This window comes from Variovorax brevis (assembly GCF_030317105.1).
GTDB classification, from domain to species: Bacteria; Pseudomonadota; Gammaproteobacteria; order Burkholderiales; family Burkholderiaceae_C; genus Variovorax; species Variovorax brevis.
In genome coordinates, this window is record NZ_JASZYG010000011.1 from 36,480 (window position 1) to 61,570 (window position 25,091).

The 25,091-nt window shown below is 61.2% G+C and carries 23 protein-coding genes; 21 read left to right on the top strand and 2 right to left on the bottom strand.

What is annotated here, in order from left to right; translation table 11 throughout:
* The first annotated feature begins 9 nt into the window (after nt 1–9).
* From QTI66_RS28045 to citF, 6 genes are all read left to right on the top strand, one after another.
* Complete coding sequence (locus QTI66_RS28045; RefSeq protein ID WP_286563479.1) at nt 10–864, top strand: HTD2 family dehydratase; 855 nt, start codon at nt 10–12, stop codon at nt 862–864.
* A 122-nt stretch (nt 865–986) separates the two neighbouring features.
* Nucleotides 987–1,766: an enoyl-CoA hydratase/isomerase family protein gene (locus QTI66_RS28050; RefSeq protein ID WP_286563480.1), complete on the top strand. Its 780-nt coding sequence runs from the start codon at nt 987–989 to the stop codon at nt 1,764–1,766.
* Nucleotides 1,767–1,843: 77 nt separating this feature from the next.
* Entirely contained in the window at nt 1,844–2,827 is a 984-nt protein-coding gene (locus QTI66_RS28055) for a tripartite tricarboxylate transporter substrate binding protein (protein ID WP_286563481.1), read from the top strand.
* Nucleotides 2,828–2,837: 10 nt separating this feature from the next.
* Nucleotides 2,838–3,974, top strand: coding sequence for a CaiB/BaiF CoA transferase family protein (locus tag QTI66_RS28060; RefSeq protein ID WP_286563482.1), 1,137 nt, complete (start codon nt 2,838–2,840; stop codon nt 3,972–3,974).
* A 16-nt stretch (nt 3,975–3,990) separates the two neighbouring features.
* Nucleotides 3,991–4,848, top strand: coding sequence for an HpcH/HpaI aldolase/citrate lyase family protein (locus tag QTI66_RS28065; protein ID WP_286563483.1), 858 nt, complete (start codon nt 3,991–3,993; stop codon nt 4,846–4,848).
* Nucleotides 4,845–6,389 carry a citrate lyase subunit alpha gene (gene citF / locus QTI66_RS28070; protein ID WP_286563484.1) on the top strand — a complete coding sequence of 515 codons (1,545 nt, stop codon included), beginning with the start codon at nt 4,845–4,847 and terminating at the stop codon, nt 6,387–6,389. The genes QTI66_RS28065 and citF overlap by 4 nt, the downstream gene beginning before the upstream one ends.
* Before the next feature lie 274 nt (nt 6,390–6,663).
* Here citF and QTI66_RS28075 read toward each other — a convergent pair whose 3' ends face one another.
* A complete protein-coding gene (locus tag QTI66_RS28075) occupies nt 6,664–7,590 on the bottom strand; it encodes a LysR substrate-binding domain-containing protein (protein WP_286563485.1) in 927 nt (308 codons plus the stop codon).
* A gap of 89 nt (nt 7,591–7,679) precedes the next feature.
* Between QTI66_RS28075 and QTI66_RS28080 the strand changes: the two genes are divergently transcribed.
* From QTI66_RS28080 to QTI66_RS28090, 3 genes are read left to right on the top strand one after another with little or no spacing between them, the layout of a single operon-like run.
* Entirely contained in the window at nt 7,680–8,858 is a 1,179-nt protein-coding gene (locus tag QTI66_RS28080; protein WP_286563486.1) for a CaiB/BaiF CoA transferase family protein, read from the top strand.
* On the top strand, nt 8,855–9,727 hold the full coding sequence (locus QTI66_RS28085) for an HpcH/HpaI aldolase/citrate lyase family protein (RefSeq protein ID WP_286563487.1): 873 nt from the start codon (nt 8,855–8,857) through the stop codon (nt 9,725–9,727). Before QTI66_RS28080 ends, QTI66_RS28085 begins: the two co-directional genes overlap by 4 nt.
* A gap of 27 nt (nt 9,728–9,754) precedes the next feature.
* On the top strand, nt 9,755–10,720 hold the full coding sequence (locus tag QTI66_RS28090) for a Bug family tripartite tricarboxylate transporter substrate binding protein (RefSeq protein WP_444815064.1): 966 nt from the start codon (nt 9,755–9,757) through the stop codon (nt 10,718–10,720).
* A 7-nt stretch (nt 10,721–10,727) separates the two neighbouring features.
* On the opposite strand, the gene QTI66_RS28095 is transcribed toward QTI66_RS28090, so the two are convergent.
* Nucleotides 10,728–11,645, bottom strand: a complete 918-nt coding sequence (locus tag QTI66_RS28095) for a LysR substrate-binding domain-containing protein (RefSeq protein ID WP_286563488.1) — start codon at nt 11,643–11,645, stop codon at nt 10,728–10,730.
* A 115-nt stretch (nt 11,646–11,760) separates the two neighbouring features.
* On the opposite strand from QTI66_RS28095, the gene QTI66_RS28100 reads away from it, so the two are divergent.
* The 12 genes from QTI66_RS28100 (at nt 11,761) to QTI66_RS28155 (ending at nt 25,082) form a co-directional block, all read left to right on the top strand.
* A complete protein-coding gene (locus QTI66_RS28100) occupies nt 11,761–12,918 on the top strand; it encodes a CaiB/BaiF CoA transferase family protein (RefSeq protein WP_286563489.1) in 1,158 nt (385 codons plus the stop codon).
* Between the two features lie 22 nt (nt 12,919–12,940).
* Nucleotides 12,941–13,927 (top strand): hydroxymethylglutaryl-CoA lyase, encoded by a 987-nt coding sequence (locus QTI66_RS28105; RefSeq protein WP_286563490.1) that lies wholly within the window; start codon nt 12,941–12,943, stop codon nt 13,925–13,927.
* Nucleotides 13,924–14,304: a VOC family protein gene (locus QTI66_RS28110; RefSeq protein WP_286563491.1), complete on the top strand. Its 381-nt coding sequence runs from the start codon at nt 13,924–13,926 to the stop codon at nt 14,302–14,304. The genes QTI66_RS28105 and QTI66_RS28110 overlap by 4 nt, the downstream gene beginning before the upstream one ends.
* Nucleotides 14,301–15,227: an NAD(P)-dependent oxidoreductase gene (locus QTI66_RS28115; RefSeq protein WP_286563492.1), complete on the top strand. Its 927-nt coding sequence runs from the start codon at nt 14,301–14,303 to the stop codon at nt 15,225–15,227. The genes QTI66_RS28110 and QTI66_RS28115 overlap by 4 nt, the downstream gene beginning before the upstream one ends.
* Nucleotides 15,228–15,253: 26 nt before the next feature.
* Nucleotides 15,254–16,222, top strand: a complete 969-nt coding sequence (locus tag QTI66_RS28120; protein WP_286563493.1) for a Bug family tripartite tricarboxylate transporter substrate binding protein — start codon at nt 15,254–15,256, stop codon at nt 16,220–16,222.
* A gap of 2 nt (nt 16,223–16,224) precedes the next feature.
* The gene (locus tag QTI66_RS28125) at nt 16,225–17,346 is read left to right on the top strand and encodes a carboxylesterase/lipase family protein (protein ID WP_286563494.1); all 1,122 of its coding nucleotides are present in this window, start codon (nt 16,225–16,227) and stop codon (nt 17,344–17,346) included.
* Entirely contained in the window at nt 17,343–17,795 is a 453-nt protein-coding gene (locus QTI66_RS28130) for a carboxylesterase family protein (RefSeq protein WP_286563495.1), read from the top strand. Before QTI66_RS28125 ends, QTI66_RS28130 begins: the two co-directional genes overlap by 4 nt.
* A gap of 249 nt (nt 17,796–18,044) precedes the next feature.
* Complete coding sequence (locus tag QTI66_RS28135) at nt 18,045–19,370, top strand: dicarboxylate/amino acid:cation symporter (RefSeq protein ID WP_286563496.1); 1,326 nt, start codon at nt 18,045–18,047, stop codon at nt 19,368–19,370.
* Between the two features lie 58 nt (nt 19,371–19,428).
* Nucleotides 19,429–20,781, top strand: coding sequence for an NAD(P)H-dependent oxidoreductase (locus QTI66_RS28140; protein WP_286563497.1), 1,353 nt, complete (start codon nt 19,429–19,431; stop codon nt 20,779–20,781).
* Nucleotides 20,778–21,695, top strand: a complete 918-nt coding sequence (locus QTI66_RS28145; protein ID WP_286563498.1) for an NAD(P)-dependent oxidoreductase — start codon at nt 20,778–20,780, stop codon at nt 21,693–21,695. The genes QTI66_RS28140 and QTI66_RS28145 overlap by 4 nt, the downstream gene beginning before the upstream one ends.
* Nucleotides 21,692–23,395: a dihydroxy-acid dehydratase gene (locus QTI66_RS28150; RefSeq protein WP_286563499.1), complete on the top strand. Its 1,704-nt coding sequence runs from the start codon at nt 21,692–21,694 to the stop codon at nt 23,393–23,395. Before QTI66_RS28145 ends, QTI66_RS28150 begins: the two co-directional genes overlap by 4 nt.
* 364 nt (nt 23,396–23,759) lie before the next feature.
* Nucleotides 23,760–25,082: an IS110 family RNA-guided transposase gene (locus QTI66_RS28155; protein WP_286563501.1), complete on the top strand. Its 1,323-nt coding sequence runs from the start codon at nt 23,760–23,762 to the stop codon at nt 25,080–25,082.
* Nucleotides 25,083–25,091 lie beyond the last annotated feature (9 nt).

Consider the following 25,091-nt stretch of genomic DNA (forward strand, 5'->3'; position numbering starts at 1 on the left):
GAACCTGACATGACATTGAACGACTTCAACCACTGGGTCGGACGCACAGAGACGAAGCACGCGCTGATCGACCCCGCCGCGGTTGCCGCGCTGGCTGCAACATTGGACGCGACCGATGCACCAGGGCATGGCAAGTCGTTGCCGACCGGTTGGCAATGGCTGTTCTTCAACCCGGTCGCAGCCCAGCGGCTGCTTGGGGATGATGGGCACCCGCGCAGAGATGTTGAAGGCAGCTTCTTGCCACCGATCCCGCTGCCTCGCCGCATGTGGGCCGGGAGCAGGATCAACTACCTCGCAGCTATCCCGATCGGTTCGCAAGCAGCACGGACCAGCAGGATTCTCAAGATCTCGCCGAAGGCGGGGCGCTCGGGAAGCATGTGCTTCGTGACCGTGTCTCACACCATTGCAGTCGACGATCGTGTGTGCGTGGTGGAGGAGCAGGACATCGTCTACCGCGAGGCTGCCACGGCAACGGCCTCCGTTGCTGCAGAACCTGGTGCCGCCGCTCCGATCCAATGGCGTGACCAGCTCGTGCCCACCACCGCATTGCTGTTCAGGTATTCGGCACTCACGTTCAACGGGCATCGCATCCACTATGACCTGCCATACGCCCAAGACGTTGAGTTTTATCGCGGCCTGGTGGTCCATGGGCCGCTCACGGCCACGTTGCTGCAGCAGTTCGCGGGCCGCTGCAAGCCTGGCCAACACCTCAAGAACTTCGAGTTCAAGGGTGTGAGTCCGATGTACTGTGGCGAGCGGATGGAACTGCAAGCCTGGGAGGACCAATCGTCCGGTGCACTTCAACTCCGGGCGGTGAACGCCCAAGGGGCGGCAGGCATGCAGGCATTGGCCACGTGGGCGTGAGCCCCGCCTAATAACACCGGCCATTCAGGGTAACTACCAATTAGCCCGATTTCCTTACGACTTATAATGTACGTACATTACAACATTCGGCTATTCGAATAATTTCCAGAAAAGGACACTACATGACCGACACCAAGATTAATATCGAACGGGGTGACCGCTATGCCGTCATCTTTCTGGATAACCCGCCGATGAACGTCGTCTCGGCGCCCCTCACGCGCCAGCTCTACGCGGCCTTGAAGGCAATGGAAACCGATGACGGCGTCAGGGCAGTAGTCCTCACCGGCGCAGGCGATCGCGCCTTCTGTGCGGGCTCTGACATCTCCGAACTCACCGAGATGTCGGCGCCTGGTGCCGCCCTCGAGAAAAAGTTGATCTTCCAGAACAAGGTGTTCGAACTGCTGCGCTCGTTTCCCAAGCCGACGATCGCGGCGCTGAACGGCTACACCTATGGTGGGGGCCTCGAAATCGCTGCGTGCTGCGATCTCATCGTGGCGGAGTCGCAGGTCAAGCTGTGCCTGCCAGAGATCAAGCTGGGGGTGTTCCCCAGCAGCGGCGGCACCTATCGCGTCGCGCGCCGTATCGGCGAGTCCCGCACGAAGGAAATGATCTTCTTGGGGGAACCGATCACAGCTGCCCAGGCCCACGCCTGGGGATTGGTGAACCGTCTGGTCGACCAGGGTTGCGCGCTAGCGGAAGCAAAGGCCATTGCGCAGAAGCTGGGCCGCGGCCCCAGCCTGGCCTTGCAGGCCGCCAAGTCTGTCGTCAATCTTGCGTATGACCGATCGGATTCAGAAGCCGTCGGCGAATCGCTCAAGGCCAGCGATCGCGTGTTCTGTTCCGCCGACGCCCAAGAAGGTATTGCCGCCTTCATGCAAAAACGTCCGGCTGCGTTTTCCTGAGCCGTCCCGGGCGACCTCGCGCGTCCTTTTGGCGCGACCCACGTTGCATCTTTCAACTTTCATTGGAGACAAACACCGTGAACTCTTTCCAACGCCGATCCCTGCTGGCACTCGCCTGCACGGCCGCACTGTCCGCCAGCATTCCTGCACTGGCAGCCAACGACACCTATCCCTCCAGGCCGATCAAGGTCATCGTTCCATTTCCAGCAGGTGGCACCACCGACACCCTGATGCGAATCGTGGCGCCCCGCTTGAGCAAATCTCTGGGGCAGCCTGTCGTGATCGAGAACAAGTCTGGTGCATCAGCCACGGTCGGCGCGGACTTTGTTGCCAAGGCGGCGCCGGATGGCTACACGGTGCTGGTGGGTGCGGCACACCACACCATTGCGCAGGCGGTGTTTACCAAGCTGCCCTACAGCTTTGATCGCGACCTGACGCCGGTCGGCATGATGGCACTGGTACCGAATGTCGTTGTCGTCAATGTCGCCGTCCCGGCCAAATCAGTGCAGGAACTCGTTGCCATCAGCAAGGCAGACCCCGACAAGTACAACTACGCCTCCGCAGGTCCCGGCTCCGCCCATAATTTGATCGCCGAAATGTTCAAGCTACGTACCGGCGCCAAGCTCACGCACATTCCCTACCGCGGTAGCGCGCCTGCAGTTGCCGATCTGTTGGGCGGCCAAGTCTCCGTGATGTTCGACACGGTGACGTCTTCGTTGCCGCACATCAAGGCGCAAAAGCTCAGGCCTCTCGCTGTCACGACCGCCAAGCGCTCTAGCGCGCTCCCCGATGTGCCGACGCTGGCCGAGGCGGGCGTGCCGAACTTCGACGTTGGCACCTGGTTTGGCCTGATGGCACCGGCAGCCACGCCGCCCGCGATCATCGACAAGTTGAACCGTGAAGTGACCACGATCTTGAAGGACCCCGAGGTCCAGAAGCAGTTGCTGTCGCAAGGCATTGAACCCATGCCCGGCACGCCCGCCGAACTCAAAACTCGCGTAACCAAGGAGCTGACCGAGTTCGGCACATTGGCCAAGCAAGCCAAGCTTTCCGTTGAATAAGGAGCCCATTTTGAAACCCCTCGAAGGCTTGCGCATTCTTTCGATCGAGCAGTTCGCTGCTGGCCCCTACGGTTCGATGTTCCTCGCGGACATGGGTGCCGAAGTCATCAAGATCGAGAACAAGGACATTGGCGGCGATCCCGCACGGTTCATGGGACCTTACTTTCTCGGCACCGGCGACAGCCTGGTTTTCCAAGGCTGGAACACGAACAAGCAAAGCGTGTCACTCGACCTTAAAACAGCACAGGGGAGGGCGGAGTTCGAGCGACTGGTCGCTGGCGCCGATGCAGTGGTCAACAACCTTCGTGGCGACCAGCCGGGCAAGCTCAAGCTCGAATACAAGGACCTGGAAGCGATCAAGCCAGACATCGTCTGCCTTCATATCTCGGCCTATGGCCGCCACAACTCGCGTGAGGCGTGGCCCGGATACGACTTCCTGATGCAGGCCGAATCCGGCCTGATGGACCTGACGGGTGATCCAGAGGGCGAACCCTCGCGCTTTGGTGCCTCGGTGATCGACTACATGACCGGGATCACCGGCATGTTGGGCCTCCTCGGGGCTGTGCGCCGCGCGCAGATCACAAAGAAGGGCTGCGACGTCGATGTCAGCCTGTTCGACGTCGCCCTGCATCAGCTCGGCTACGCCGGCACGTGGTATGTGAACGAAGGCCACGCGTCCCGGCGACTGCCGCGCGGCGCCCATCTGTCTGTGACGCCTGTGCAGACCTTCAAGACCGGCGATGGATGGATCTACATCATGTGCATGACCGACAAGTTCTGGCATGCGCTGCTCGGTGTGATTGGCGACCCTGTGCTGACGGCCGACGAACGGTTCAAGTCGCAGAAGCTTCGAGCCGAGCACCGTGCAGAACTGACGCAAGCGCTCGACACGGCCTTCGGTAAGCAACCGACCAGCCACTGGCTTCAGGTGCTGACAGGCGTGCTCCCCATCGCGCCGGTGCTCAATGTTCGGCAAGCCCTGGAGAACCCGTTCCTGCAGGAAATCGATATGGTGAAAGACGTACCGCATCCAGCCGACCCCGAGATGAAGCTGCTTGCCAATCCCATTCGATTCGATGGCAGCCGTCTGGACCAGGTGGCCTGTCGGCCGCTGCCTGCGGCAGCAGCTGAAGCCGTCATCGTGTGAACACTCTGGGCGTCCCATGTCAAATCTGAAGTCGAACCGTTGCGCCTCCGCGCGAAGCTTTCTGTTCGTGCCAGCTAATCGGCCGGAGCGGTTCGAGAAAGCTTTGAAAAGCGGCGCCGACGTCGTCATCCTCGACCTCGAGGACGCCGTACCGGCGCAAGACAAGGCCATGGCGCGTGAGGGCATTGCCGGACTCTGGCCCCGCATCACGCAGCACGATGTCGCGGTGGTGAGCCGGATCAACGCTGAAGGAAGTCCCGCCTGGGAGGCGGACATCGAGCTCGCCCACCAGCTTCCTGGTATTGCGGCAATCATGCTTCCCAAGGCCGAGACAGCGACAACGCTGCAGTTTCTCGATGAGCGGCTGTCGCATGTGCGCATCCTGCCGCTGATCGAAAGTGCCGCCGGGCTCGAGAACATCAAAGCGATCTCCCGGATGTCGAATGTGCTCCGTCTGGTGGTGGGCCACATCGACTTCATGGCTGACACGGGAATCGCCTGCGGCGAGGACGAGCGGGAACTGGATCCTTTGCGATTTGCCGTGTCAATGGCGTCACGTTGCGCCGGTCTTGCGCCGCCAGTCGATGGCGTGACGGTTCAGACTGGCGACGCGGACCGGCTCGCGGCAGACACCCGGCGTGCCAAGCGATTTGGCTTCGCGGGCAAGCTGTGCATCCACCCGCAGCAGGTCGCCGGCATTCACGCGGCACTGGCCCCTTCGGACGAAGAGGTGTTGTGGGCACGGCGTGTGGTGGAAGCGGATGCCAGTTCGAACGGCGCTGCCGTGCAACTTGACGGTCGCATGGTCGATTTGCCGGTGGTCTTGCAAGCTCGAAGGACCTTGGCGATGGTCGGTACGGCGGGTGAGCGATGACTGCTCCTGCAGCGCGCGCCGTTCCGTCTCAGATCGATGGTTATGGGCCAACGCGCCCCTTCACGGGTGTCGGCCTGCCGCCTGAAGTCATCACGCGGGCATCGGCCAAAATTTCTCCGGCAGTCCACGGCCGCGACAAGCAACTCAGGAATCTCGAAGCGGCCTTCGACGCTTGCCGCATCCGGGATGGCGACACGTTGAGCTTTCACCATCACCTGCGCAATGGCGACCAGGTGCTAAATCAGGTGCTGGCGGTTGCCTCTGCGCGCGGCCTGCGCGACTTGCGCATTGCAGCCAGTTCGCTGTTCCCGGTTCATGCGCCCCTGGTTGAGCACATCGGAAGCGGCGTGGTGACGAGGATCTGCACGGCCTATATGTCCGGTCCGGTCGCAGATGCCGTGTCGCGCGGCCTGCTTCCCACCCCTGTGGTCATGCAAACCCATGGAGGGCGTGCACGCGCGATCGAGGCAGGCGAGCTCCAGATTGATGTGGCGTTCGTGGGCGCACCGGCCGCCGACCGGTGCGGGAACCTCAGCGGCGCTGAAGGGCGCGCAGCCTGTGGGCCACTGGGTTATGCGATGGTCGACGCGCAGTACGCCCGTCGCGTCGTCGCTGTGACCGACCATATTGGGGACTATCCACTCGTGCCGATCGACATCTCCCAAGAGCAGGTGGATTTCGTGGTGCTGGTGGACAGCATTGGAGACCCCGCCGGCATTTTGTCGGGAAGCACGCGGCCGACGACCGATCCCGTGAGTCTGCAGATCGCCGAGACAGCTGCAAAGGTGATCGCGGCTTCTGGCCTCCTCACCGATGGTTTTTCGTTTCAGACGGGCGCGGGTGGGATCTCCCTCGCTGTGTCTCAGTATGTTCAAGCGTCGATGCGTGAACGGAAGGTGCAGGGCAGCTTTGGGGCGGGCGGTGTCACCGGCTACCTCGTCGACATGCTCGAGGAGGGCCTCTTTCGCAGTCTCTTCGATGTCCAGTGTTTTGACCTTCGGGCAGTTGAGTCGTACCGGCGGGACCGGCGTCACCAGGCGATGTCCGCGTCGATGTACGCCAACCCACACAACAGGGGCGCCATCGCCGACCAACTCGACGCGATGTTGCTTGGCGCCGCCGAAGTCGATCTCAATTTCAACGTCAACGTCACGACAGGCAGTTCGGGACGCATCCTGGGGGGATCGGGTGGTCATGCTGATACAGCGGCCGGCGCGAAACTGGCGTTGGTGGCAACTCGCTTGATCTCGGGCGGTGGGCCCAAGATCGTTGATCGTGTCCGCTGCGTCACCACCCCGGGGGAATCAATCGATGCGGTGGTGACCGAGTTCGGTGTTGCAGTCCATCCGGAGCAAGTCGAACTGCGAGAACGACTGTTGCAACACGGACTCAACGTTGTAGACATCGGCGTTTTGCAGTCAAAAGCGAGTGCGCTCTCGCCCCCATCAACCGGCAACCCGGTTTCGTCGAGTCAACGAGTCGTAGGTGTCATGGAATATCGTGACGGCCGCGTCATCGACGTGATCCGCGCTATGAATTGAACAAGACGGGACGCCGCGCTCGACTGTCGTATCCATCGGCCCAGGGCCGCTTGCGGGAATGTGGGCCCACGTGCTCGCTGGCCTTCACTCATCGCTACGTATTCGTATCGGCGACCCTAGTGCCCGCCAGCGCAGACCAATCACTTCAAGGGAAGCCTCTCGACGCCACGAGATGAGGCGTCAGGCTCAACAGCGTCCGGCAAATGGGGCCACGTCTGTGGCTTACGGCGGTTGTCTGCTTCTGCTCGCAGTGGTGACGCTGGTCCAAGCAGCGCTATTGCAGAACTGCAGGCCACCTTCTTGTGGAGACAAGATCCCGAACCGTCTCGATGACCATTTCAACGATGGCCGCAGCAGCAGGAGTCAGCGGGCGCGTCAAAGACGTTGCGCACACGACTGTGCGCGAGATTGTCGGGCGCTTTAGCGTCGACGCGTTCAGCCGGCCCTGCGCCACTTCGTCCGCAACGGCTCCCGGCGAAAGAATGGTATAGGCCATGCCTGCCTCGACGGCCTTTTTGATATTGGGCAGTGAATCGACTTCGGCGATGACCTGAAGCGAGACACCCTCCGATAGGCAGGCGTCGTCGATGATCCGTCGCAGCCCGTGGTCCCGCCCCGGAAGAAGCAGGGGAAATCGTTGCAGGTCCTTCAACGCTGTCTGACGCGGCAAAGCTGTTTCCTTGCCTTGGGTCGATCCCACAAGACACAGCTTCTCACTCAGGACGGCACGTTGTGCCAGCCACGGTTCTTGTTGCATGGCAAATAACACGCTGAGGTCGAGGCGTCCTGCTTGCAACCATTCCTTGAGATAGCCGCTATGGCTTTCGACAAGTCGCAGCATGACCTGAGGATGGCGTCGGCGTGCTTCGGCAAGGATGGGCAACGTGGCCACCAATGCCACCGTTGTTGGCAGTCCCAGCACCACCTCTCCGATCAGTTCAGCACCGGTGTGACGCACGGCGCTCTTGGCGCGCTCGACATCAGAAAGTATCACCCGCGCATGCTCCAAAAGCGTGCGTCCTGCGCTGGTGAGTTCCATCCCACGGCTCGATCGGGTGAACAGTTGCACCCCCAGTTCGGCTTCGAGCGCAGCCATGTGCTGGCTGAGCGCCGGTTGCGCCACATGGAGTTGCCCCGCTGCCTTGAGCAGGCTCCCGGCCTCACCGACCCCAATGAGGTATCTCAGTTGCCGAAGGTCCATGTAGAACGATTCCTTATAGCTGGTAGTACCAGATTGTATTTCCACGATAGCCAACGGGTGCCTACGATTCGCTCACTCAAGGAAACTCAATGCAATCCGAATCCGATTCGCGACCCACCGATCAACGGCCCCTTGCCGATGTGAAAGTTGTCGATCTCTCCCGCCTGGTGGCCGGAAACATGCTGACGCATCTGCTCGCGGACCTCGGTGCGCGGGTGATCAAGGTGGAGCCTCCAGGCAAAGGCGACGAGTTGCGCGCCTGGCAGCGCAAGGGCGTCAGTACCTACTGGCTTGCGTACAGCAGGAACAAGGACAGTGTCTGCCTCGACCTTCGAAACACAGAAGATCAGAAAGCACTTCGAACCTTGCTGGGCGAAGCGGACATGCTGGTCGAGAACTTTCGTCCGGGCACGCTCGAACGGATGGGACTGGATCGCGCCACCTTGCAAGGCATCAATCCCAAACTGGTCGTCGTGCGCATCTCCGGGTGGGGGCAGACGGGCCTGTTTGCAGGCAAAGGAGGCTTCGGCTCCTTGATCGAGGCAATGAGCGGATTCGCTTCCATGAATGGCTTTGCCGACCGCCCGCCGGTCCTGCCGCCCTTTGCGATGGCGGACACGATCGCCGGAACCTACGGAGCCGCCTTGGCGGTCGCTGCGCTGCACCGCCAGACGTCGTCCTCCGAGCCAACTGTTCAGGAGATCGACCTCTCGCTGTTTGAGCCACTCTTTTCGATGCTTGGGCCTCAGGCGGCGGAATTCCAGCTCAGTGGCGAGGTGACCGCGCGCTCAGGCAGCCGCTCGCCGACGCATGCACCGCGAAACGTCTACAAAACCAAGGACGATAAATGGGTGGCCCTGTCAGCTGGCATGGAAGGCACGCTGGCTCGCCTTTTTGAAGGAATCGGCTATCCCCAAGGTTTGCAGGATTCTCGATTCTCGACGCACGAGGCGCGCCTGACCAACATCGACGCCCTGGATCATCTTTTGCAAAGCTATCTGGCGCAGTTGGACCTGGCTGAAGCCCTTCAGTTCTTTGCAGACCGCGACATCACCGCAGGACAGGTGTGCGACATCAAGGATCTGCTGGACCATCCCTACGTCAAGGACCGGGAGATGCTTGTGCAGGCACATACCCCTGAAGGGGTGGCCGTTGCGATCCATGCGGCGCCCTACAAGATCAATGGTCAGCGGCCAGCGATCCGGCGCAGCGCCCCATCCTTGGGGCAGGACAACGACAAGTGGCTCGGCGCCAGGGAGGTCGCATGACTTCCCAACTGAGAAGGTCCTTCCTTTTTGTGCCAGCCGCGAACGAGCGGCTCTTGAAGAGTGCGATCAGCAAGCCAGCGGACGTGGTCATCCTCGATCTGGAGGACGGCACACATTCCTCACAAAAGGAGGCTGCACGAGCCGCGCTGGCCGCGTCGATTGCCCTGTTGAGTGACGCCGGCAAGGGTGCGGCGGTGCGCATCAACAGCGGCATGAATGCCGCTGTGACCGATCTGCGCGCCGCTGTGAGGCCCGGATTGGACGTGGTCCTGTTGCCCAAGGTCGAACACGCGCGTGATGTTCAGTTGCTTTCCGAAGTCATCGCCGAACTCGAGGCTGCCGCAGGCGTCGAGGCTGGACATGTCCGCTTCCTGATTCAAATCGAAAGTGCTGTCGCTCTTCCTCGCCTCTATGAGATTGCCAGTGCTGATCCACGGGTCATGGGAATGATGTTGGGCAGTGAGGATTTCAGTCTGGATTGCGGCGGATTGCCAACCCCCGAGGCGCTCATGGCGCCAAGCCTGATGCTGCTCTACGCAGCGCGCGCAGCCAGGATTCAGCCAATCGGCTTTGTTGGATCCATTGCGGAACTGGGCGAACCCGAAGAGTTCCGCAGAAAGCTCGACCAGGCGCGATCGCTCGGCTTCCGTGGTGCCGTGGTGGTGCACCCGAAGTTTGTGGATGCAATCAACGAGTGCTACACCGCGAGCCCCGATCAGATCACTCGCGCACGCAGGATCGTCAGCGAATTCGAGGCTGCCGATGCGCAGGGGCTCGGTGCGATTCGCGTCGACGGAACCATGATCGACAAGCCCGTCTACATGCGCGCACTCGCCTTGCTCGACGCAAGCCAAGCTGCAGCTTCCTGAAAACTCAGTCAAGGTATCGGAGACAACATGATCACCAAACGCAACTTCTGTCTGGCCAGCCTCGCTTGTGCAATGGCACCGGCCTGGGCTGAGTCGTTCTATCCTTCAAAGCCCGTGGTCATCATCGTGCCGCAGGCACCAGGGGGCACCAACGACGCCGTGGGCCGCATCATCGCGCAGAAGCTGACCGAGCAGATGGGGCAATCGTTCGTGGTCGACAACCGCGCCGGGGCAGGGGGAAACATAGGCACGCAGGTTGCCGGGGCGGCTGCGAAGGACGGCTATACGCTCTTGCTGACGATCAGCAGTACGCAGGCCATCAATCCCTGGCTCTACAAGAAAGTTCCCTTCGACCCGGTCAAGGACTTCGAGCCGATCGCCTCGGTGGGTGTGGTCCCCAACGTCCTCGTCGTGAACCCTGCCTTTCCGGCGAAAAGCATGTCCGAGTTTGTCAAGGTGGTGAGGGACCACAACCCACCGTACCAGTACGCGTCGGCCGGCAACGGATCCCTCAACCACCTGCTCGGTGAGATGCTCAATCAGAAGGCGGGACTTCAACTGGCGCACATTCCCTACAAGGGAATTGCACCAGCGTTGAACGACGTCTTGGGCGGTCAGGTACCCATGGCCTTTGCCAGCCTGCCTTCTTGCATTCAACACATCCGTGCCGGTCGTCTGCGCGCCTTGGGCGTGAGTTCGTCGAAGCGTTCTCCATCCTTGCCGGACGTGCCAGCCATTGCAGAGGTCGTTCCAGGATTCTCTGGGGAGCTATGGGTCGGCTTCTTCGCTCCCGCAGGCGTTTCCAAGCCAATCATCCAGCGATTGGTGACGGAGATCGAGAAGGCATCCGGGGCGCCCGACGTGCTTGAAAAGTTCAAGGGATTGGGCGTGCAGCGCCTGCCGGGAGGGCCCGACGTGCTCGCCATGATGCTCAAGGAGGACTTGGCCACTTGGGGTCCGATCGTCAAGACCTCGGGCGCCAACGTCGATTGAGTGCCCGCTACGCACCTTCCTGAGCGGGGCGCAGGTGGTCAACCATCACCCTTGCGGCAGCGGACAGCGGGCGTTCAGAACTGTATCCAAGTAGCAGTCTCCGATGCGCCCATGCGTCGGTGAGGCGCACCGCCTTCAGCTTTCGGGGGCCAAGTACTTCCTGGCATGCGGCCAGTGGCATGACGCCCACTCCAAGCCTGGCGGCAATCATCTGGCTCATTGCGTCGAAGCTGCGGACCTGCACACGCAGCCTCAAGGGACGCCCGGCGTCGGCTGCGGCTCTCGAAGTAAGTTCCAGCAGGGAGCTGCCCCGATTGAGGCCGACAAAATAGTGTTCCAGGCACTCAGCAAAAGCAATCCTCCGCGCCTTCGCCATAGGGTGTGACTTCGAGCACAGCAGGACGAGCTCGTCGTCGCGAAACGGCAAGACGGTGAGCCCGTCTGCGGGCGTGCCCTCTGCAAATACACCAATGTCTGCCAGGCTATCCAGTAGGGCTCTCACGATGTCCCCGCTCAGTTGCTCCTCGATGTCCACCCGGATTCCCGGCTGAAGTTCCATGAAGTTCCATAGGACGGTCGGCAGAAATTCCGTGAGCGCGGACATGTTCGCCCACAGGCGCACGTGCCCGCGGTATCCCTCGGAGAAATCCGCCAACTCGGCGCCGAAGAGTTCGAACCCCTGCAAAAGGCGGATGGCATGCTGCACTGCGACATGACCTGCGGGCGTAACAGTCACGCCCTGAACGCTTCGCTCCAGTAGCTGGGCTCCTGCGGTTGCTTCGAACTCGCTAAGCCGCCTGCTCGCTGCCGAGAGCGCAAGGTGACATTGCGCCGCGCCTTTGGTGATGCTTCCGGTTTGCACGACCGCGGAGAAAAGTCGAAGCGTCACGAAATCGACGCGCGCCGGGTTGATGACGGTCTTCATATCGGGTTTCTACGAGCTTCGCATTCTGCGAAGGATACATGCCCACACAGCAATTCCTCCTCTGCCCGGCTCGAAATTAGATTCAGGTCTCGACAAGTTTTAAAGAGACAGAGACATGAAAGCACTGCAAGGCCTGAAGGTCCTGGAACTGGGACAACTGATCGCCGGCCCCTTTGCCGGCAAGACGCTCGCCGAGTTTGGCGCCGACGTCATCAAGGTGGAACCTGCCGGTGTAGGCGATCCACTTCGCAAATGGCGCCTCCTGCGCGACGGCACCTCTGTTTGGTGGGAAGTCCAGTCGCGCAACAAGCGCTCCGTCTGTCTTGATCTGCGTAGGCCTGAAGGACAGGACGCGGTTCGGTCATTGGCCAAGGAGGCTGACGTCCTCATCGAGAACTTCAAGCCCGGAACACTGGAAGGCTGGGGACTGGGATGGGAGCAGCTGCACGCCCTGAATCCAGGCTTGATCATGCTGCGCATATCGGGATACGGCCAGACCGGTCCGTATCGGGACAAACCTGGATTCGGGGTGCTTGGTGAGGCCATGGGCGGGCTGCGTCATCTCACCGGCGAGCCCGGTCGCGTACCGGTGCGCGTCGGGGTCTCGCTCGGTGACACCCTGGCCGCGCTGCACGGCGTCATCGGGGTTCTCACTGCACTGCACCACCGCACCGCGCATGGCGGCGAAGGGCAGTTTATCGACGTCGCGCTGTACGAGTCGGTCTTCAACGTGATGGAAAGCCTTGTGCCCGAACACGACGCGTTTGGCGCTGTTCGCGAGCGCGCTGGCAGCGCGTTGCCCGGCATCGCGCCGACCAATGCATACCGCTGCAATGACGGCCAGTACGTGCTCGTGGCCGGAAACGGGGACAGCATATTCCGGCGCCTGATGCGCGCCATCAATCGGCCGGACCTGGAGACCGATCGGGAACTTGCCCACAACGACGGGCGCGTGCTGCGAGTGGAGGAAATCGATGCAGCGATCGAAGCGTGGACCCGCACGCGCAGCCGGGACGAGGTGCTCGCAGTACTCGATGGCGCAGGCGTTCCGGTGGGCCGTATCTATTCCGTTGCGGACATCGCTTCCGACCCGCAATACCTCGCCCGCGAAATGATCGTCGAGTCGCCAACTTCCGACGGTCGATCGCTCAAGGTCCCCGGGGTGGTGCCGAAGCTCAGCGCTACTCCAGGAGCCATTGCCCACGCGGCTCCGCGCCTGGGACAGCACACCGATGAACTGCTGCGTGGCGGTTGGCCGACCCGCTCGTCCTGATATTTCAACGCTGAGGATCTCAATGAAAAACGGAAACAACACGCGACTGCTCATCAACGAAGTTGCAACTCGCGATGGCTTCCAGATGGAAAGCCATTTCATCCCGACCAATGACAAGGTTGCTCTCATCGATGCCTTGAGCGGCCTGGGCTACGCGAAGATCGAAGTCACCTCGTTCACTTCGCCCAAGGCGATTCCAGCCCTGCGGGATGGCGAAGAGGTGATGGGGCGAATCGCGCGTCAACCCGGTGTGATCTACACCGCACTTGTGCCCAACGTGCGTGGCGCCGAACGCGCGCTCGACGTGAAGATCGACGAGTTCAACATCGTGATGTCGACCAGCGAGACGCACAACCTGAGCAACCTGAGGATGACACGTGAGCAGTCGTTCTCCCAGCTGGCGGAAGTCATCGCGATTGCCCAGCAAGCAAGCGTTCCCGTCAACGTGTCGCTGTCGTGTGTGTTTGGCTGCCCCATGGAAGGGGAGGTGCCTCTCGAGACTGTGTTGAGCTGGATCCATCGCTTTGCCGAACGGGGCGTCGCAGGCATCACGCTGTGCGACACGACTGGCATGGCCTATCCGACGCAAGTGGACGTGCTGTGCAGGACCGTCATGGAGCGCCATCCCGAGCTCGACTTCACGGCTCACTTTCACAACACCCGGGCCATGGGACTGGTCAACAGCGTCGCTGCCGTCGAGGCGGGTGTGCGCCGCTTCGACATGTCGCTGGGCGGCATCGGCGGCTGCCCCTATGCACCAGGAGCGACCGGCAACGTCGCCACAGAAGACGTTGTGCACATGCTGCAGTGCATGGGCTACGACACGGGCATGGATCTCGATGGATTGATCAATGCAGCCGGCGAAGTGGGGCGCCTGGTGCAGCATGAGCTCCCCAGCCAGCTGCCGCGCGCTGGGCATCGCCTGGCTCGGCACCAGCCGCCTGCGGATTTCGCGGAGATCGCCGCACGCGCTGCTGCCAAGAGCGAAGGCAAGGAGGTGCGGGCGTGATCGATCATCTTGACCACCTCGTGCTCACCACTGTCGACGAGAAGGCGTGCGTCAGCTTCTACGTCGACGGGCTGGGCATGACCCTCGAAACCTTTGGCGCCGCCCGCAAGGCATTCCGGTTTGGCAACCAGAAGATCAACCTGCACGTCAAGGGCAATGAGTTCGAGCCCAAAGCCCATACGCCAGTTCCAGGCGCATTGGACCTTTGCTTCATCGCAAGCAAACCGCTGGACGCCGTGATCAGTGAGCTCCAACAAAAAGGCTTGCAGATCGTCGAAGGCCCGGTCATGCGCACGGGCGCCGTTTCTCCTATCCGTTCCATCTACCTGCGCGATCCGGACTTGAACCTGATCGAAGTCTCGGAGATTGCAAAATGAAAGTTGTCTTCCTCGACGCGGCGACCTTGCCGCAGCGTCTCGAATTTGATCCGGCGTATGACATCGACTACCGCGCCTATGACTCGACGTCGGCTCCTGATGTTGGCGAGCGCATCGCGGGTGCGACGGTTGTCATCACCAACAAGGTCAAGCTGGGCGCCGAAGTCCTTCGGGCCGTTCCAAACCTGAGACTCGTGGCTGTCGCCGCAGCTGGGACGGACAACATCGATGTCGAGGCTGCGCAAGAGCTGGGCATCCGCGTTCAGAACGTCCCTGACTACGGAAGCGAATCGGTCGCAGAGCATGCCATTGCGACGCTGTTCGCCATTCGCCGGCAGATTCTGATCTATGCGGCGGCAGCGAAAGACGGCAGATGGACCGCTTCCAGCCATTTTTGCTGGACGGGCCCAACGATCAAGGATCTTGGTGGTTCGCGCTTTGGCGTAGTCGGCCGTGGGCGCATCGGCGAAGCCGCGGCAAGGCTCGCGCGCGGCGTTGGCATGACGGTGCACTTTGCAGAAACGCCGGGGTTTCCACTTAAGGAAGATGAACTTCCCTTGGATCAGATCCTCGCGGAATCCGATGCCATCACTCTGCATCTGCCGCTGACGCCTGAGACGAAGGGCCTGATCAATGCCGAGTCGTTGAAGCGCATGAAAGCTGGCGGGGTGCTGATCAATACCGGTCGTGGGGCCTTGGTTGACCCGCTGGCCCTGGCCAACGCTTTGCGTAGTGGCGCCGTCGCCGGTGCGGCCATCGATGTGCTGGAGACCGAGCCGCCGCCAAGCGATCACCCCCTGCTCGATCCCACGATTCCCAACCTGGTCCTGACACCTCACGTTGCCTGGGCGAGCGACCGTGCGCAAGCCAGGTTGGCTTCTCGGCTGCAGGACCTGGTTCTGGAAGCGGCAAGTCGCTATTAACGCAAATTTCAACGGAGACACACATCATGAAAATCGCCACGTTCGCCCCCGCAGCAATGACTGCGCTTGCGCTGTTTTCCGGCGCGACGCATGCCAACACTTATCCTTCCAAGCCCATCACGATCGTTGTGCCGAGCGCTGCGGCTGGTTCGACCGACATCATGGCGCGCATGGTCGGCGAACAACTGCAGAAATCCCTTGGTCAGGCCGTCATCGTTGACAACAAGCCAGGCGCCAGCGGCAACATCGGTACGGAGGCGGTTGCACGCGCAGCACCGGACGGCTACACGCTGCTGATGCAGTACTCGGGCTACCACGTCGGCAATCCTGCCCTATTTCCGCAGATCAGATGGAAGACCAGCGACTTTGTGCCGATCGCGCTCGTGATGCGTGCTCCTCACGTTGTTGCTGTGAGCGGAACATTGCCTGCCGCGAACCTGAAGGACTTCATCGCGAATGGGCAGAAGAACGGCAAGGGCATCTTCTACGCGTCCTCGGGCAATGGCTCGATCCAGCATATCGCGGGAGAGATGTTCGCCAAGCAGGCGAAGGTCCCTGCGACCCATGTCCCTTACAAGGGGGCCGGTCCCGTTGTGACAGACCTGATCAGCGGGCAGGTGGATATGTTCATCACGACGCCTCCGTCTGTGATTGGCCAGGTGCAGGCGGGGAAGATCAAGGCGCTGGCTTATGCGGGGCCCAAGCGCCATCCCTCGATGCCGAACGTACCTACGACGGCGGAAGCAGGCCTTCCCGGATATGAAGTCGAGTCCTGGTTTGCGTTGTTTGCACCGGCGAAGACTCCGCCGGACGTGATTGCGAAGCTTTCGGCGCAAGTCAAGACGATTGTCGAAAGCGACGCGTACAAAAAGAAGGTCGAGGACCAAGGCGCGTTTGCCGCGTATATGGACTCAGCGGCGCTTGGGAAGTTTGTCGACCAGGAAACCGCAGTATGGGCCAAGGTCATCAAGGACGGAAACATCAAGGCTGACTGAACATGACCAGATTCCAAGGATACTCGAAGATGCAATCCATCTGCCTGCTTGGTGCCGCTGTCTTGCTGACAGCTTGTGCCGGAATGCCGGGCAGTCAGGGCAGCATGGACACTGTCAAGACGGAAAGCGGTCTCGTCAGAGGAAAGGGCAGCGAGGTACACGCGTACCTCGGCATCCCGTACGCGGCCGCGCCGATTGGAGAGAACCGCTGGCGCGCTCCCCTGCCTGCACTCAAGTGGAACGGCATCAGAGATGGAAGCGCGTTTGGCCCCGACTGCATGCAGCCTGCGGAGTATCCAGAGCTGCGTGGCGCCGGGATGAGCGAGGATTGCCTGAGCGTAAACGTTTGGTCGCCTGCCAATCAGCCCGGCGAGAAGCTGCCCGTCATGGTATGGATCTATGGCGGTGGGTTCACTTACGGCTCCGGGTCCCATCCTTCTTACGATGGTGAAGCGCTTGCGAAGCGAGGCGTCGTCGTGGCCACGTTGAACTATCGACTCGGGCTGCTCGGATTCATGGCCCATCCTGAACTCAGCGCGGAAAATGCGACGCGCAGCTCAGGCAACTATGGTCTCCAGGATCAAATCGCCGCCTTGAAGTGGGTTCAGCGCAATGTCGGTGCGTTCGGCGGCGATGCGGCCAAGGTGACGGTCTTTGGTCAGTCGGCGGGTGCGCATTCCATCAGTACCCTGATTTCCTCACCGATGGCCGATGTTCTCTTTCAACAGGCCATCATGCAAAGTGTCGGCGTGATGCGTCCCGTTGCACCATTGAAGGAGGCTGAAAACTTTGGCGCTTCGATTGGCGCGAGCATCAAGGACCTGCGGGCGGTTCCGGCGTCCGAGCTGGTTGAGCGACTGAAGAAGGCGTCAGCACGCGGTCAAAAAATAATGACTTGGCCGCCACTCAGTATCGTCGCAGACGGCCTGGTGGTTCGGCAGCCGGACTTCAAGGCCTACGGTCAGGGGCAGTTCCAGAGAGTGCGCGTGGTGGTGGGGAACGTTGCCAATGAGGGGGCGGGGCTGCACGCAGCATTCCCGTCAAGACAGTGCCTGAGTTCACCAGCTACCTCAATGAGAACTTTCCCGGCTTCGAAAAGAGGGCCCGTCAGGCCTATGCCGTGACGCAGGAATCACATGTCTCGCAAGCGCTGGCCGACCTCTACAGCGATACACAGTTCCTGTACGGATCACGCGAGATGCTTAACGCAGACAAGCAGTATGGAGTGCCAGCGTACCGCTATGTCTTCTCTCGCCATCGCAACAACACCGCAGCTGCGCCGATTCACGGTGATGAGCTTCAGTTCGCCTTTGACAACCTGCGCGCGCCTCACCGGGGACGGCAACGCCCCTTCGATGCCACCGATGAAAAGGTTGCGAGCGAAATGGCTGATGCCTGGGTCCGGTTTGCCAAGACCGGGAGCCCTGCTGGTGGGCAACTCACCAGCTGGCGTCCATATGACACCACGTCTCAGGCATATATGGATTTTGGCGACTCGGCCGATGCATCCAGCGGGCTCGATTCGCCTCGCCTTGATCTCATCAGGGACTACTACGCCGCCCAGCGGCGCTGACATCTAACGATTCCAAGCGCGCGACACCCCCACGGCGGGGCCCCTAGCGGGCCATCAGTGATGCCAGGGAGGTGGGCGGTCGCATGCGCTAAATCGGCGAAGGGGACCCACATTCACGACGGCAGTGCCCTGTCCAAGTGAACAGCGAACCCCCCAGATAGCACTACGAAGCTGATCGCGCGCCTGGAGCCTAAGCATCGCCGTCGCATTCATAGGATTTCGAGCAACACAACTACTAGGAGACTCGACATGAACGAAACTTCGCTGACATTGCCGGACGAACCGGTCCGGCAGTTCCCTCCGCATCAACGTTGGTACAGGCATCTCTATGTCCAGGTGCTGATTGCCGTGCTGATCGGCATCGTCCTCGGGCATTTCTATCCGCGGCTCGGGGAAGCGATGAAGCCGTTGGGTGACAACTTCCTGAAGCTGGTCAAGCTGGTCATCGCACCATTGATCTTCTGTACGGTCGTTCACGGCATCGCAAGCATGCGTGACATCAAGGCCGTCGGCCGCGTAGGCGTGAAGGCGCTGATCTATTTCGAGGTCATGACGACCATCGCATTGGCCGTCGGCCTGATCGCGGTCAATCTGCTCAAGCCCGGTGTCGGGATGCATGTCGATCCGCACACCATTGATGTCTCGGCGATCTCGGCTTACACCAAGGCGGCACACGACCAGTCGGTGGTTGGCTACTTGGCGCACATCATCCCGTCGACCATGGCCGGTGCTTTCGTCGAAGGCGACATCCTTCAGGTGCTGCTGATCTCGGTCATTTTCGCCTTCGCATTGCAGTCGCTGGGAGACTGGGGAAAGCCCGTCTTGGACGTGATCAACGTTGGCTCGCACGTGCTCTTCAACATGGTGCGGATCGTCATGTATGCGTCGCCGATCGGTGCCTTTGGTGCCATTGCCTTCACGATCGGCAAATACGGTGTGAGCTCCCTGGCGTCGTACGGCCAGTTGCTCGGCACCTACTATTTGACCGCGTTCCTCTTCGTCATCGTGGTCCTTGGCCTGGTGTGCAGGATGACGGGGTTCAGCCTGTTTTCGTTCCTCCGATACATCCGCGAAGAGCTGCTGATCGTGCTCGGCACTTCATCGTCTGAGTCCGCCTTGCCTCGGCTGATGGCCAAGCTGGAGCGGCTGGGTTGCAACAAATCAGTTGTCGGTCTGGTCGTGCCGGCAGGGTACTCGTTCAATCTTGATGGCAGCTGTATCAACATGACCGTCCTGGCGATCTTCATCGCTCAGGCCACCGATACCCCACTTTCCCTCGTCCAGCAGTTGACCTTGATGGCCATCCTTTTGCTGACCTCCAAGGGAGCGGCGAGCGTTAGCGGAGGAGCATTCATCGTTCTTGCCGCCACCCTCGGTTCGATCCCGGGCTTTCCCGTGGAGGGGCTCGTACTGGTGCTCGGCGTCTATCGCTTCATCTCCGAAGGCGGGGCGCTCGTCAACGTGATCGGCAATGGCATCGCCACCCTCGTCGTCGCCAAGTGGGAAAAAGCACTTGATCTCACCACCTTCAAACGCGAACTGGCCGCGGGGCCGGCAGCCGAAGAAGTCTCCTGAATTTGCGGACAACGTGACGGCTGTCCCACTACCAACCCACTGACTCGAACGGAATCCTATGAACCTCTTTTCAAAACTCAACGAGCGCGCTGCCCAAGGCAAGCCTATTCGCATTGGTCTCATCGGCGCGGGCAAGTTTGGCTCCATGTATCTGGCGCAGTTGCCGCGCACACCTGGCATCCACCTCGTTGGCATTGCGGATCTTTCAGTACCCACCGCCCGCGCGAATCTGGAGCGGGTGGGCTGGCCCGTGGAGCGCTTCAGTGCCTCGTCGCTGGGCGACGCCCTCAAGAGCGGCACCACGCATGTCAGCGACGACTGGCAAGCGCTGGTGAATCATCCGGAGATAGAGATCATTGCCGAGTGCACCGGCAATCCTATCGCTGCCGTAGAGCATTGCCTGGCTGCATTCGAGCAGGGCAAGCATGTCGTCAACGTGACTGTAGAGGCCGATGCCTTTTGCGGCCCGCTGCTTGCGCGCAAGGCCCAGCAGGCCGGCGTCATCTATTCCATGGCCTACGGCGATCAGCCGGCACTGGCTTGTGACCTGGTGGACTGGGCGCGTACTTGTGGTTTCCCGGTCGTGGCGGCCGGTCGAGGCCACAAGTGGCTGCCCAAGTTCCGGGAGTCCACGCCGGACACAGTGTGGGATCACTGGGGCGTGACGGCGGAGCAAGCCAAGCTCGGCGGCATGAACCCGAAGATGTTCAACGCCTTTCTCGATGGTTCCAAGCCGGCAATCGAAAGCACTGCCATTGCCAACGCGACAGGGCTGGAAGCCCCTGACGATGGCCTGACGTTTCCGCCAGGTTCCGTCGAAGACATCCCGAGCCTCATGCGTCTGAAAAGCGAAGGCGGACATCTCGCGAAGAAGGGCGTGGTCGAGGTTATTTCATCGCTCAAGCCGGACGGAACGTCCGTGGGTTATGACATCCGCAAGGGCGTATGGGTGTGCATCGAGGCGCCCACCGACTACATCAAGCGATGCTTCAGGGAATACCAGGTGGTCACGGATCCGGAAGGCCGCAATATGGTGGCTTACAAGAAGTGGCACCTGATTGGGCTGGAGCTGAACATATCCGTGGCCAGCATCGGCCTGCGCAAAGAGGCCACAGGCGTGGCAACATGCTTCAACGCTGACGTGATTGCCACCGCCAAACGCGATCTCAAACCCGGCGAAATGCTCGACGGGGAAGGCGGCTACACGGTGTTTGGCAAGTTGTTCCCCGCGAAGAAGTCACTGGCGCTGGGAAGCCTCCCCTTGGGCTTGGCACACAAACTCAAACTCGTTCGACCGGTGGCCAAGGATCAGTCGCTGACCTGGGATGACGTTGTCGTCGACGAGTCCCTTTCGGCCTACCGGGTTCGCAAGGAGATGGAAGCCGTCTTCGCAGGAGGGATCAAGCAATGAAACTCGGATTTGCCGGCTTGGGCCAGATGGGCAAGCCGATCGCACTAAATCTTCTGAAGAGCGGCGCTCAACTCGTCGTAAGCGACCGCTCAGACCAATCGTTCGCGTTGTTCAGCGAGCGGGGTGCCACCGGCACCACCGACATCGCCGACTTGGCCGACGCGGACATCACCTTCTTGTGCTTGCCCAATGGCAAAGTCGTGCAAGACGTCGTGCTGGGCGAAGGCGGTCTGTTGGGCCGGTTGAGTCCGGGGCAGACCGTTGTTGATCTCAGCACGATTGCGCACTCGACGACGACCGTCCTGGCGAAAGCCCTGGCGGCCAAGGACATTGCGTTCCTTGACGCACCTATCTCGGGCATGGAAGCGCGGGCAGTGGACGGGACGCTGACCGTCATGTGCGGCGGCGCACGCGAAGTCTTCGATCGCGTGAAGCCGTTTCTCGATCACATCGGCAACAAGATTCTCTACATGGGCCCGGCAGGCAGCGGCCAGCTGACCAAGCTGATCAACCAGCTCCTGTTTGACATCAACGCGGCGGCACTCGGCGAGATCCTGCCGATGGCGGTCAAGCTGGGTCTGGACCCGGATCTTGTCGGTGAAGTCATCAACAGCGGCACAGGCCGTAGCTATGCCTCCGAGTTCTTCGTGCCAAGGATCCTGCGGCGACACTTCTCCGATGGTTATCCAATGGCGCATGCCTACAAGGACCTTGTCAGCGGGGCAGAATTGGGTGCCAACTACTGCGTGCCGATGCCTGTGCTGGCCGCGGCGACAGCCACCTACCAGACCGCGCTGCTCAAGGGGCATGGCGAGAAAGACAAAGGTGCAATGGTGCAGGTATTCGAAGAGCTTCTCGGCGTGCAAGTTAGCAGCCGGTGTGAACAATCCCAACATTCTGGAGCACGCGCATGAGCGAAAAGACGCACGGCCTCTCCAACGGCCTGACCAACTATGGAGACCTCGACTTCGCGCGCTATCTGCGAATGTCGTTTGCACGTTCGATGGGCATCTCGACCGAGATGCTGAAAAAGCCCATCGTCGGCATCGCGATGACACCGTCGGACTTCAACAACTGCCACCGGTACATGCCAGAGCTGGTCGAGGCTGTGTCGCGCGGCGTGCTGGCAGCCGGTGCGCTGCCGCGCGCTTTTCCAACCGTGTCGCTTGGCGAAGTGTTCCTGAATCCCACCAGCATGGTCTATCGAAACTTGATGTCGATGGATACCGAGGAGATGATCAGCGCCCAGCCCATGGACGCCGTCGTGCTTATCGGGGGTTGCGACAAGACAGTGCCAGCGCAGCTGATGGGCGCCGCTTCGGCCAATCTTCCAGCCATCCAGTTGGTCACCGGACCGATGATGACCGGGCGCCACAAGGGCCAACGCCTGGGCGCGTGCACGGACTGCCGGGGCTTCTGGCAGAAATTTCGAGCAGGCACCGTCGACAGCACCGAGATCCAGCAGGTCGAAGGGCGCCTGTCCGTCACGGCAGGCACATGCGCGGTGATGGGAACGGCAAGCACCATGGCGTGCATCGCAGAGACGCTGGGTATGTCGCTACCGGGCACTGCAGCCATTCCGGCAGTGCACGCCGACCGGCTCGTTGCCGCGGAGATGACCGGCAAGGCTGCTGTCGAGTTGATCACCAGCCGCATTCGCCCCGACCAGGTCATCACGGAGAAGTCGGTTGAAAACGCCTTTCGCGTTCTGATGGCGGTGGGTGGATCCACCAACGCAATCGTCCATCTCACGGCGATCGCTGGTCGACGCGGCATCCGGATCTCGAACGAGCGCTTGAACGAGATCTCGGACGAAACACCGGTTCTTGTCGATCTGAAGCCGGTGGGTGAAGGCTACATGGAGGACTTCCACACGGCCGGTGGGGTGGGTGCTCTTCTGCGTGAACTCAAGCCCCTTCTTCACCTTGATACCGTTGACGTCACGGGACGAACGCTCGCGCAACGGCTTGAAGAGCCGCTTGACTGGGTCGATCGCAAGGTTATCCGACCGTTCTCGGATCCAGTGTCTAAAGTGGGGGGGCTGATTTCGCTGAAGGGAACGCTCGCACCCGACGGCGCGATCTTCAAGCGCGCTGCAGCGACGCCGGCGTTGTTCGAAACGCAGGGCAGGGCGGTGGTTTTTACCGGCTTGGAGGATCTGTCGCAGCGCATCGACGATCCGAATCTCGATGTGAAGGCTGACGACATCCTCGTGCTGCAGAACATTGGTCCTCAGGCTGCTGGCATGCCCGAAGCCGGCTATCTGCCGATTCCGAAAAAGCTTGCACAGGCGGGCGTCAAGGACATGGTTCGAATCTCGGATGGGCGCATGTCCGGAACGGCGTTTGGCACCATCGTTCTACACGTCTCACCGGAGTCGGCCGTCGGCGGCCCGCTGGCCGCAGTGCGCAACGGTGACCAGATTCGCCTGTCTGTGTCGGAGAAGCGCATCGATTTGCTCGTCGAAACTGCAGAGATCGCCCGTCGTCTCGAAAGCTTTGCAACGCCGCCGGTTCCAAAGCGGGGCTACAAGGCCCTTTATCGCAAGACGGTTCTACAGGCCGAAGGCGGGTGTGACTTCGATTTCTTGATCAAGGAGTCAGGCGGAAATTGAGTCTTGAGGTTGTGAATGCGCCGTGGTTGAGCATGCACCACGCTAGCACTCGTAGAGTTCTGTGTCTGCGATCGAGACGTACCCCGCATGTCTCTATTGAGCATCCCAAGCCCGCACGCGGGCCAGGCGTTCCCGAAGAAACAGGGATGCGCTACAAGGTGAACGGCAGCGCCGGGATGACCGAAAAGTCAATGGTGCGAACTCTCGGCGTTATCGGCGCCGGGCGGTGAGCCCGCTATTGAGCATGGTCCGGGAATCGCCGGCGACATTGGTGAGCGCAGCGATGCGCATCCCGCTTGAGAGATCGAGTCGAATTCGACGTTTCCCATGGCGCTGCCGTTCATCAACGATGTTGGAGCAAGCCATGGCAGTTCGCAAGCGAGATGAGGAGGTATTTCCCAATGCGGCCGGGATCGATGTCGGCGCCTCCAGCCACTGGGTGGCGGTGCCACCGCACCTGGCCGAGAAATCGGTGCGCGAGTTCGGCGCGATGACCGATGACCTGAACGCGCTGGCCGAATGGCTCATCGCGTGCGGCGTCGACACGGTGGCACTGGAGTCCACCGGGGTGTACTGGATCCCGGTGTACGAAGTGCTGGAGCAGCGCGGGCTGAAGGTCTGGCTGGTCGACGCCAGGCAGATGAAGTACGTGCCCGGGCGCAAGAGCGACGTGCAGGACTGCCAGTGGTTGCAGAAGCTCATGAGTCTGGGGTTTTTGCGCGCGGCCTGGCGCCCCTCGGGTGAGGTGTGCGTCGTGCGCGCGGTGGCCCGCCAGCGCGAGGTGCTGCTGGTCGAGCAGGCCAGCTGGGTGCAACGCATGCAGAAGGCGCTGGTGCAGATGAACCTGCAGCTCACGGAGGTGCTCACCGACGTCATGGGCCTGACCGGGCAGGCGATCATCCGCGCCATCGTAGCGGGCGAGCGCGATGCGAAGTCATTGGCGCGCCACCGACACAGCCGAGTCAAGGCCAGCGCCCAGGAGATCATCAAGGCGTTGACGGGCAACTGGCGCGAGGAGCACCTGTTCGTGCTGCGCCAGGCGCTGGCAATGTATGACGACATCGCCCGGCACTTGGCCGAATGCGATGCGAAGCTGGACGCACTACTGGCCGAGTTGGGTCAGTGCAAGGTCGATCTGGGCAACGGGCCCCGGGCTGGCAGCAAGATGCGGCACGAATTCGACACGCGCCAGACTCTGGCCAACTGGGCCGGGGTGGATCTCACGCGCATCAACGGCCTGGGATTGACTGCGGTGATGAAGATCCTCTCGGAGATGGGCCCTGACCTGAGCCGCTTCGCCAACGTCAAGCATTTCTGCTCCTGGCTGGGGTTGTGCCCGGGCACCAAGATCAGCGGCGGTAAGGTGCTCTCGGCAAAGACCAAACGCTCGGCCAACCGCGTGCGCCAGGCACTGAAGATGGCAGCAATGAGCCTGTCGCGCAGCGACTCGGCCCTGGGGGCGTTCTACCGCCGGCTTTGCGCTCGCATGGCCAAACCTCAGGCCAACACCGCCACCGCTCACAAGCTCGCAAGGATGGTGTACTTCATGCTGACTCGGGGCGAGGACTTCGTCGACCAAGGCCAACAGCGCTACGAGGAGCAGCAGCGCAAGCGCAGTGTCGCCGCCCTCAGACGTCGCGCCGCCGCGCTCGGCTTCCAGATCAATCCCACCGTCGCAGCAATGTGAAACCAGGCG

What these genes read in the sequence shown, in the direction of transcription:
- QTI66_RS28125 (WP_286563494.1), top strand. Translation starts at nt 16,225, where the DNA reads ATGACCAGATTCCAAGGATACTCGAAGATGCAATCCATCTGCCTGCTT.
- QTI66_RS28155 (WP_286563501.1), top strand. Translation starts at nt 23,760, where the DNA reads ATGGCAGTTCGCAAGCGAGATGAGGAGGTATTTCCCAATGCGGCCGGG.
- QTI66_RS28105 (WP_286563490.1), top strand. Translation starts at nt 12,941, where the DNA reads ATGAAAAACGGAAACAACACGCGACTGCTCATCAACGAAGTTGCAACT.
- QTI66_RS28115 (WP_286563492.1), top strand. Translation starts at nt 14,301, where the DNA reads ATGAAAGTTGTCTTCCTCGACGCGGCGACCTTGCCGCAGCGTCTCGAA.
- QTI66_RS28150 (WP_286563499.1), top strand. Translation starts at nt 21,692, where the DNA reads ATGAGCGAAAAGACGCACGGCCTCTCCAACGGCCTGACCAACTATGGA.
- QTI66_RS28120 (WP_286563493.1), top strand. Translation starts at nt 15,254, where the DNA reads ATGAAAATCGCCACGTTCGCCCCCGCAGCAATGACTGCGCTTGCGCTG.
- QTI66_RS28080 (WP_286563486.1), top strand. Translation starts at nt 7,680, where the DNA reads ATGCAATCCGAATCCGATTCGCGACCCACCGATCAACGGCCCCTTGCC.
- QTI66_RS28045 (WP_286563479.1), top strand. Translation starts at nt 10, where the DNA reads ATGACATTGAACGACTTCAACCACTGGGTCGGACGCACAGAGACGAAG.
- QTI66_RS28095 (WP_286563488.1), bottom strand. Translation starts at nt 11,645, where the DNA reads ATGAAGACCGTCATCAACCCGGCGCGCGTCGATTTCGTGACGCTTCGA.
- QTI66_RS28075 (WP_286563485.1), bottom strand. Translation starts at nt 7,590, where the DNA reads ATGGACCTTCGGCAACTGAGATACCTCATTGGGGTCGGTGAGGCCGGG.
- citF (WP_286563484.1), top strand. Translation starts at nt 4,845, where the DNA reads ATGACTGCTCCTGCAGCGCGCGCCGTTCCGTCTCAGATCGATGGTTAT.
- QTI66_RS28065 (WP_286563483.1), top strand. Translation starts at nt 3,991, where the DNA reads ATGTCAAATCTGAAGTCGAACCGTTGCGCCTCCGCGCGAAGCTTTCTG.
- QTI66_RS28090 (WP_444815064.1), top strand. Translation starts at nt 9,755, where the DNA reads ATGATCACCAAACGCAACTTCTGTCTGGCCAGCCTCGCTTGTGCAATG.
- QTI66_RS28050 (WP_286563480.1), top strand. Translation starts at nt 987, where the DNA reads ATGACCGACACCAAGATTAATATCGAACGGGGTGACCGCTATGCCGTC.
- QTI66_RS28135 (WP_286563496.1), top strand. Translation starts at nt 18,045, where the DNA reads ATGAACGAAACTTCGCTGACATTGCCGGACGAACCGGTCCGGCAGTTC.
- QTI66_RS28140 (WP_286563497.1), top strand. Translation starts at nt 19,429, where the DNA reads ATGAACCTCTTTTCAAAACTCAACGAGCGCGCTGCCCAAGGCAAGCCT.
- QTI66_RS28085 (WP_286563487.1), top strand. Translation starts at nt 8,855, where the DNA reads ATGACTTCCCAACTGAGAAGGTCCTTCCTTTTTGTGCCAGCCGCGAAC.
- QTI66_RS28145 (WP_286563498.1), top strand. Translation starts at nt 20,778, where the DNA reads ATGAAACTCGGATTTGCCGGCTTGGGCCAGATGGGCAAGCCGATCGCA.
- QTI66_RS28100 (WP_286563489.1), top strand. Translation starts at nt 11,761, where the DNA reads ATGAAAGCACTGCAAGGCCTGAAGGTCCTGGAACTGGGACAACTGATC.